General features: G+C 69.8%; 8 protein-coding genes. All 8 read right to left on the reverse strand.

Annotation, left to right across the window (positions count from 1 at the left end; translation table 11 throughout):
- A partial coding sequence (locus ACKVMH_RS11770; protein WP_412700433.1) for an FHA domain-containing protein occupies positions 1 to 394 on the reverse strand: 394 nt, incomplete at its 3' end.
- A gap of 9 nt (positions 395 to 403) precedes the next feature.
- Entirely contained in the window at positions 404 to 1921 is a 1518-nt protein-coding gene (locus ACKVMH_RS11775) for a type II and III secretion system protein family protein (protein ID WP_412700434.1), read from the reverse strand.
- On the reverse strand, positions 1918 to 2703 hold the full coding sequence (cpaB, locus tag ACKVMH_RS11780) for a Flp pilus assembly protein CpaB (protein WP_215219094.1): 786 nt from the start codon (positions 2701 to 2703) through the stop codon (positions 1918 to 1920). Before cpaB ends, ACKVMH_RS11775 begins: the two co-directional genes overlap by 4 nt.
- 10 nt (positions 2704 to 2713) lie before the next feature.
- A complete protein-coding gene (locus tag ACKVMH_RS11785) occupies positions 2714 to 2935 on the reverse strand; it encodes a hypothetical protein (RefSeq protein WP_412700435.1) in 222 nt (73 codons plus the stop codon).
- The gene (locus ACKVMH_RS11790; protein WP_412700436.1) at positions 2932 to 3606 is read right to left on the reverse strand and encodes a hypothetical protein; all 675 of its coding nucleotides are present in this window, start codon (positions 3604 to 3606) and stop codon (positions 2932 to 2934) included. Before ACKVMH_RS11790 ends, ACKVMH_RS11785 begins: the two co-directional genes overlap by 4 nt.
- Positions 3590 to 4432 carry a hypothetical protein gene (locus tag ACKVMH_RS11795; protein ID WP_412700437.1) on the reverse strand — a complete coding sequence of 281 codons (843 nt, stop codon included), beginning with the start codon at positions 4430 to 4432 and terminating at the stop codon, positions 3590 to 3592. The genes ACKVMH_RS11790 and ACKVMH_RS11795 overlap by 17 nt, the downstream gene beginning before the upstream one ends.
- A gap of 1013 nt (positions 4433 to 5445) precedes the next feature.
- Positions 5446 to 6909: a pilus assembly protein TadG-related protein gene (locus ACKVMH_RS11800; RefSeq protein WP_412700438.1), complete on the reverse strand. Its 1464-nt coding sequence runs from the start codon at positions 6907 to 6909 to the stop codon at positions 5446 to 5448.
- A 139-nt stretch (positions 6910 to 7048) separates the two neighbouring features.
- Entirely contained in the window at positions 7049 to 7318 is a 270-nt protein-coding gene (locus ACKVMH_RS11805; RefSeq protein WP_412700439.1) for a pilus assembly protein, read from the reverse strand.
- Between the last annotated feature and the right edge of the window lie 365 nt (positions 7319 to 7683).

A 7683-nucleotide genomic window follows, 5' to 3' on the forward strand; every position in this document is an offset into this window, starting at 1 on the left:
CGCGCGAATCGGACGGCGCCGGCGCCAGCGGGGCGGTTGACGCAGGCACCGGTGGCGCGACCGGCTCGTTGGCCGCCGCCACCGGCGCGGTGCGGGCGTCCTCGTTGACCACCCGGATGCGGTACTCGCCGATCTCGACCAGGTCGTGCCGGGTCAGGGGGCCGTGGCTGTGCTTGACCTTCTGGCCGTTGACCAGCACCGCCGCGCGCCCGCCGCCGAGCGACTCGATGAAGATGCCGTCGTCCAGCCGCTTGAGCGCGGCATGGCGGCTGCCGATGTTCCAGCCCTGCAGCACCACCAGGTTGCCGTCGCCGCGGCCGATGCCGCACTCGCGGTGCAGGCAGCGCACTTCGCGCGGGTCGCGGTTTCCGGTTTCGATCAGGACGTTGAACATGGTGGTTGCCTACTGCCCGAGCTTGCGGCCGAGGTCGCTCTCGTACATCTCGCGGATCCGCCGGCCCTGCTCGAGGCCGTCACGGTTGTGCTGCGAGTCCGGGCCGACGATGCGCGGCGTCACGAAGACCACCAGGTCGGTCTGGTTGGCGCGGAACCGGTCAGAGCGGAACAGCCGGCCGAGGATCGGGATCTCGCCGAGGATCGGGAACTTGTCGGCCGACTTTGCGGCGTTGATGTCGGTCAGCCCGGAGATGACGATCGTCTCGCCATTGCGCACGTTGACCTCCGAATGGGTCCGCCGTGTCAGGAAGCCGGGGATGCCGTTCACGGTGATGCTCGGGTCGATGCGGCTCACCTCGGCCATCAGCGTGGTCATGATCTCGTCGGAGCCGTTGACCACCGGCGAGATGTCGAGCTTGATGCCGTACTCCTTGAACTCGACCTGGGTCTGGCCGAACAGCGAGGAGATCGGGATCGGCACCTCGCCGCCGACCAGGAAGTTGGCCTCGCCGCCGCTGCGCGTGCTCAGGTGTGGCGACGCGAGCGCGTAGGCCTTGCCCTTGTTGACCAGCAGGTTGATGCGCGAGGTGATCGAGGTCGCCAGCCCGAACGCTGTCTGGATCGGGTTGGCCAGGCCGTCGAACTCGGGCTTGTCGAAGTCGCTGCCATCCGGCAGCACGCGGAACTCCGACGAGGACGAGTCGTACAGCGCGCCGGCGTTGGGCCCGTCGATGCTGCTGTCCCAGCGGATGCCGAGTTCCTCGAGCGCGTTGCGGTCGAACTCCATGATCTGGACGTCCATCATCACCATCGGCCGCATGCCGACCGCGTCGACGCTGCCGAGGTTGACGATGCTCGGGTAGGCCTTGCGCATCTCCTCGATGCGGTACCAGTCGGCCTGGCTGATGTCCTGCCCGGTCACCACGACGTTGCCGCCGACGATGGACACCCGCGCGTTGCCAGCCGGTCCAAGCATCGACTGCAGTACGCGCGCGGCCTGGCCGAGGTTGTCACCGACGATGGTCACCGGGACGTCGCGCTGGCTGCCGTCCTGGAACCACAGGTGCAGCGCGGTGTTGCCCGGCTCGCTGGCGATGATCACCAGCTCGCGTCCGCCGAGCGTCTTGACCTCGAGCAGCTCGCCGCTGCCGACCGCGACGCGGCGCAGCGGGACATCGACGGTGTGTACCACCACCTGGCCGCCGTACAGGGTCAGTTCCGCCGGCAGTGGTCCCTGGCCGGACCCGACGTCCGGGAGCGGTGCGGGGCTGGCAGCGCGCGTGCGCGCCAGCTCGCTGGATTCCGGCACGTAGTTCGCGCCGGGTGCCGGCTCCGGTGCGCGCTGCGCCGGCGCGGCGGCGTCGAGCATCGAACGCGCCTGGGCGATGGTCGCCTGCGCCTGTTCGGCGCCGTCGGCGGCGTCCTGGCCGGCGCCCGTCGCGAACGCGTTTCCTCCTGCAAGCACCATCGCCAGCGTCGCCGCCAGGCTCCCGGCCCGACCTGCAGCCCCTTTCAATCGCTTCAACGTCCACCCCCGATGATGAATTCCACACCGCCCGTGCGGCGACGCGCGACCGGCCGTGGCGCGCCGCGCAGCAGTTCGCTTTCCGTCAGTCCGTCCAGCCCGAACGCGCTGCCGTCCTCGCGTTGGCGCAACAGCACCCGCAGGTCGCCGGCCTTGTCGGCCACGGTCAGGCGCTCGGCCTGGCGCGGTTGCAGCTCAAGCGTCATGGTCGAGAAGCCGAGGCCGCCCTCGTCGTTGGCCAGTTCCTCGCCGATGCGGGTGCCGGTGGCCAGGACGTTGATGTCCTCCAGCAGCGGCATCACCCGGGTGTTGCCGCCGTCCTGGTCGACCGACATCAGGATGTCCACGCGGTCGCCCGGCGTGACCATGCCCGAGATCGAATTGGTCTCGTCCACCTGCAGCGTGTAACCGACCCGGCCGGCGCCGATCACCCGCGAGAACTGGTCGTACAGCGGCACCAGCGCGGCGCCCGGGAGCGGCGCGCCTTCGCGCACCGGGGAGCGCAGCATCCGCCCCATCAGTTCGGCGTAGTTGTCCGGGGTGACCGCGTCGGCGGGCACGAAGTCGACCGGCACCTCGCGCACCGCGAGATCTTCCTCGTTGATGACGGTGCCGATGTCCATGTCGCGCTTGGGCACCGCGACCGGGACCATTTCGGTGGCCGCTTCGCGGGTGCGTTCGTCGACCTCGGCGCGGATGTAGCCGACCGCCGATACCGCGGCGATGAGGCCAAGCAGCACGGCGACGCCGATGTAGAGGAGGTTTCGATTCACTGTGGGCATGTGCGGTCCATCAGGTCAGTGGGATCCAGGAGAGCGACAGCGCGTCGACGAACGCGACGTAGGCATCGCGCATGGCCTGGACGAGTTCGAGGATCACGTTGGGGTTGGCCACCAGCACCAGCACCACGAAGAGCAGCAACACGCTGTACTCGACCAGCCCCTGGCCGGCCTGCTGCCGGCGGCGTCGCCACGGCCGGCGCGTGCGGTGATCCCCTGTCATCGGCTGGTTCATCGTCCGGTCCGGTTGGCCAGCACGGTGGTGCTGCCGCCTTCGCGCTGGATCGCCAGCGACAGGTGCTCGCCGCCGCGGCTGAACTCGACCAGGCACTGGCTGGCCATCACCGAGCATCCGGCGCCCTCCGGCTTCCAGTCGTCGGCGGCAAGCCGGCTCCGGTAGAACAGGTAGTTCTGGCTCGGACTGAGCGTGTTGCGCAGCGCCAGCGTCCGCGGCTGGCCCGTCAGGTCCAGGTACTGCACGTCGCTCAGCACCTCGGTGTTGGCCGGTTGCACCAGCCAATCACCCGGCCGTTGCTTCGATGGCTTGGCGCGGGTGTCCATGACGCCCACCGTGGCCTCGGTGCCGCCACCGACGGCCTCGACCTGCACCGTGATGTAGTGCCGGCCTTGCAGGTGTCCCATCACCGTGCCGGTGCCCAGGTCGTCCTCGACCACCGCGCCGGCCCACTGCTCGCGGTAGAACCGCTGCACCTCTTCCGGCCGCATGCGCGTGCGGAACTTGCGGGTGCTCATCGGCAGGCCGTTGAACAGCATGTCGCCGGCGACCTCGATGCTCTGCGCACCGTCGGGCAGCGGCACGTCGGGCCAGGCGGTCGCCGCCACCGTCATCGGCAGCGCGAGCAGTCCGGCCAACGCGGCAGCCAGCCACTCACCGCCGCGGGGCATACGGCTCCAACCGCGGCTTGGGGACAACATCCGGCTTGATGTGGCCGATCTCGAGGTCATCGAGCACGCCGATGACCGGGATGGAGTCGGGCAAGTCCCAGTCGGGCAGCACGCCGCCAAGGTAGGCGGTCGGCACCAAAGTGCGCACCTGGGCGAGCACACTGCGCCGGTGGGGCGAGCCGCCGCTGCCGGCGCCGGCCGCGTTCCAGGCATCGGCCAACAGCATCTGGCGCGACTCCATCCGCAGGTTGATGGCATCGAACGGCGCCAGATAGGCGGCGGGACGCCCGTCGGCCGTGCGCAGGTTCTGCGGGTTGATCGACACGCGGGTCTCGATCAGCCCCTCGCTGTTGGGCGGGAACTCGCCCGGGAACGATTCGGCCATCTCCAGCACGTCGTCCATGAAGCCCGGCGCGCCGCGGTTGCGATAGGCGCCGAGTTCGACGTCCGCATTGCGCAACAGCGGCTGGTTGCTGAAGGTATTGAGGAACAGGTCCGGTACGACCGCGTTGGCCGCGGGCGGCGCCGGCGGGTTGCTGGTGATTGGCTGGTCGGCCGGCGCAAAGTGGCGGGCCATCAGCAGCCGTTCCATCCGTGCGCGCTCGGGGACGCCGTAGTCCCTGGCGACCGTGGCTTCCCACGCCGATGCGCGGGCGATCTGCTCACCCTTGTGCTGCAGGTGGATGTACTTGGCCAGCACGGGCACGAGCAGGAACAGCGGAACCAGGACCGCGCCCATGACCGCGACCTCGGTGAGCGACTGCCCACGCTGCGCGCGGCGTGCGCAGTGCACCTGCCGCATCCTGCCGAAGCCGCGGCTGCTCATGCGCCGGCTCCAGCCGGGGGCGGCGCGTACGCATCGCGGTCCAGCGCATCACCGACGGTGAAGGTGCGGGTCCGGATGCGGCAACCCTTGCCGTCGACCGGCTCCTGCGCCAGCACGATCGCCTCCAGGCTCGCTTCGACCGGCCGGGCCGGGGTGCAGCCCTCGCCGACGGCCTGGTCGTCGAACCCGAACGACCGGCCGCCCGACCACAGGCATTGTTCGATCTCGCCATCCACGCTGCGGCCGCGCCACGCGCGGCACGCCTGCCCGGCGACCTGGCGCTCGCCGATGGCCTCGAAGCCGTCCGCCCCGCCAGGGGACGGATCCAGCGGGAAGCGCGGCAGTATCTTGCCGCCCGCCACCGGTTCGGCGCTGTCGCCGGCAGCGGCATCGTCGCCCAGCGCGCGGCTCATCTCGACCGACCCGTCGGCGTAGCTGTAGCGCCCGCCATGCTCGAGCCGGAACAGGCAGCTGTCGACCGGCNCCGCCCGCCACCGGTTCGGCGCTGTCGCCGGCAGCGGCATCGTCGCCCAGCGCGCGGCTCATCTCGACCGACCCGTCGGCGTAGCTGTAGCGCCCGCCATGCTCGAGCCGGAACAGGCAGCTGTCGACCGGCGCACCGTCCTCCAGCCCGAGCGTCCACTGCTCGTCGCGGACGACTTCCAGCGTCGGTGACGCCCAGATCCGGACCCGGGTCGTCCCAAGCCGGCCGAGTTCGGCCGCGGTCAGCTCGCGGACCGGCCAGCCGGTTTCGCGGCAGCGCGCCAAGGCGAACCGGTAATCGCGCTGCGCGGCATTGGCGCCCTCGACCACGAGTTCATGCACCTGGTCCAGGTGGATCGCCGGCCAGTCCGCCACGGCGCCTTCGTCCGTGGGGCCGGCAGCGGCGGTCTGCGCAGCCTCGTTCGCGACGTCCCCGGGTTGCGCAGCCGGGCCGTCGCTGCAGGCGGCCAGCAACGCGGCAGTGAGTGCCGGCACCAGTAAGAGCCGGGCCATGGTGGCACGCGCGGGCATCACGTTGCCCCGCCCGCCAGGCCCAGCGCATTGCGCACACCCGCCGGGGTTTCGACCAGCCGGGCCTGCCAGTACGGGCTGAACAGGCTGCCCCATTCGCGCAGGCCGTCTTCGCGCCGGAACATGTCCAGCGACACCGGCCGCTCGAAGTACACCTCGGCCGACGCCAGCGCGGAGATGCGCGCGGTCTGCTCGGCCAGCGCCATCCGGCCGCTGGCGAGCCCGACGGTAGTGCTGGTCCGGGCCGCGCTCATGTCCACCGTCGCCTCGACCGTGAACACCGGGCCTTCGCCGTACCGGCCCTTCTTCGTTGCCTTCAGGTCGTGGTAGTCACGCAGGCCGTTGTAGCCGGTGAAGTACGCACCCCTGGCCTTGCCACCATGGACCGACACGTTGGGGTCATTGGCCGCCGCCCGGCTGACGAGGTCGCGCGGGTTCATGCCGCCGTAGACCCCGTAGCGCCGGTTGTCGAACGGCGAACGCCAGCCACGGTTGTTGTTGAAGCCCGGCAGGAACCGCTGGCCGCGGTAGGTCGTCACCGCCTGCGCGCCACCCCAGCCGACCGGGACGTCGATGTCGTCGATGCCGAGCCAGCTGGGCAGGTCGACCTTGACCTGCATCGTGTCCAGCGCCGCCCAGCGGTTGTACTCGACCATGTCGGTGCCGCCGTAGGTCGCGAACTTGATCAGCGCGCCAAGCGACTGGCTGCGGTCCCAGCTGAAGCCGTCGCGCGATTGCATGACGACGTTGCGGTAGCGGTTGAACGCCTCGCTCTGCCCGCGGCGCGGCAGCCGGTGGAAGTCGAGGAAGCGGTTCTGCGAATCCACCAGCTGGCCGACCAGCACGCCGGCCCCAAGGGCACTCAGGCGGGCCCGGTCGACATTGCCCTTGAGCACCGTGTTGGCGATATGCACCGACTCGGCCTTGGACGCAAAGGTGATGGCCAGCGCCGCCGCGCCCGCGTAGAAGCCGTTGAGCTCGTCCAGCAGCGTGATCGCACCCTGGATCATCGGCTGGGCGGTCCGGCGGGCCGCCTTGAGGCCCTGATCCGCGACCTTGAAGCCGGTCGCCAGGAGCCGCGCGGGTATTGCCACCGGCGGAAACGGGATCAGGCTCAGCGCCTCGAACAGCGTCTTGAGGTTGAACGCGGCCTGGTTGAAGTGGTTGATCCACGAATAGATGCTGACGAACTGGGCGACGGCCACCTCGTTGGCCACCCGCCCGCGGTTCATGTACGCGGCGAAGTTCCAGGCCCGCGCCTGCTGCACGGCGACGCTGTAGGCGGCGGCGTCGGCGGCATTTGTCAGCTGGACCTTCCGGTGCACCACCTGGCCGGTGTTGAACAGCAGCACGGTGCCGACCGCCAGCACCAGCAAGAACACCACGCCCAGCACGAGGGCCTGGCCGCGGTGCCGGCGTGCGCCGGGGGCGGTGAAGCTGCGGTGGGGAAAAGGGGCTGGCATGCCCGTCACCTCGCAACGGCGGCGACGCGCGGGCCTGCGCCCGCGGTCGGGAGATCCTGGAATCGGGTGGGGGACGTCGTCGCTGACGACGCATCCCCGGGGTCGGTGCCCCCGACGGGGCACCGATGCGCTGCAACGCCTACTTGTTGTTGTAGGCGTCCATTCCCTTGGTCTTGTCCGCTTCCGTCTGTGCGTCGCTGGCGGTGTTCTGGGCGCGGTTGATGGACTGGGTCGCGCTTTCGCCCGACAGCTCCTTGGCCATGCCGGCGACGCCGCTGCGGACCGTCCCGCCGAAGGCGGTGATGGCGGCGATGGCGGCGATGGCGATGAGCGCGGTGATGATGATGTACTCGGTCATGCCCTGGCCGCGCTGGCGGCCGGCACCAAGACGGCGGTGCTTGATCTGCATTGGTTGATCTCCCTGCGTAAAGGTTCGGCTCGGAACGTCTTCCTGCATCACCCCGACTGACACGTTGCGTCGCAAATTGCCGTGCGGGGGCGATCGGGAGCCTACAAGGGCGACCCTCCAAGTCAACGGCAGTTAAATGACAATCGGCCGTTTTGTGACAGGTTTCACCAAAATTTGCCTGTTCAGCGAATTTTTTTACCTGCGAGCACACAAAAAAAGCCGCGCGCCGCCCTGAGGCGACGCGCGGCTGGCCGGGTTGGTCAGCGCAGGCTGGCGAGAGTGGTTTCGCAGGTCTCGGCGCGGTAGGCGTCGGACATCGCCACGTCGTCGAGTTCCACCCGCCGGGTGGCGACCGTCAGGGCTTC

The sequence above is a fragment of the Lysobacter zhanggongensis genome (assembly GCF_046638635.1).
GTDB lineage: Bacteria > Pseudomonadota > Gammaproteobacteria > Xanthomonadales > Xanthomonadaceae > Novilysobacter > Novilysobacter luteus.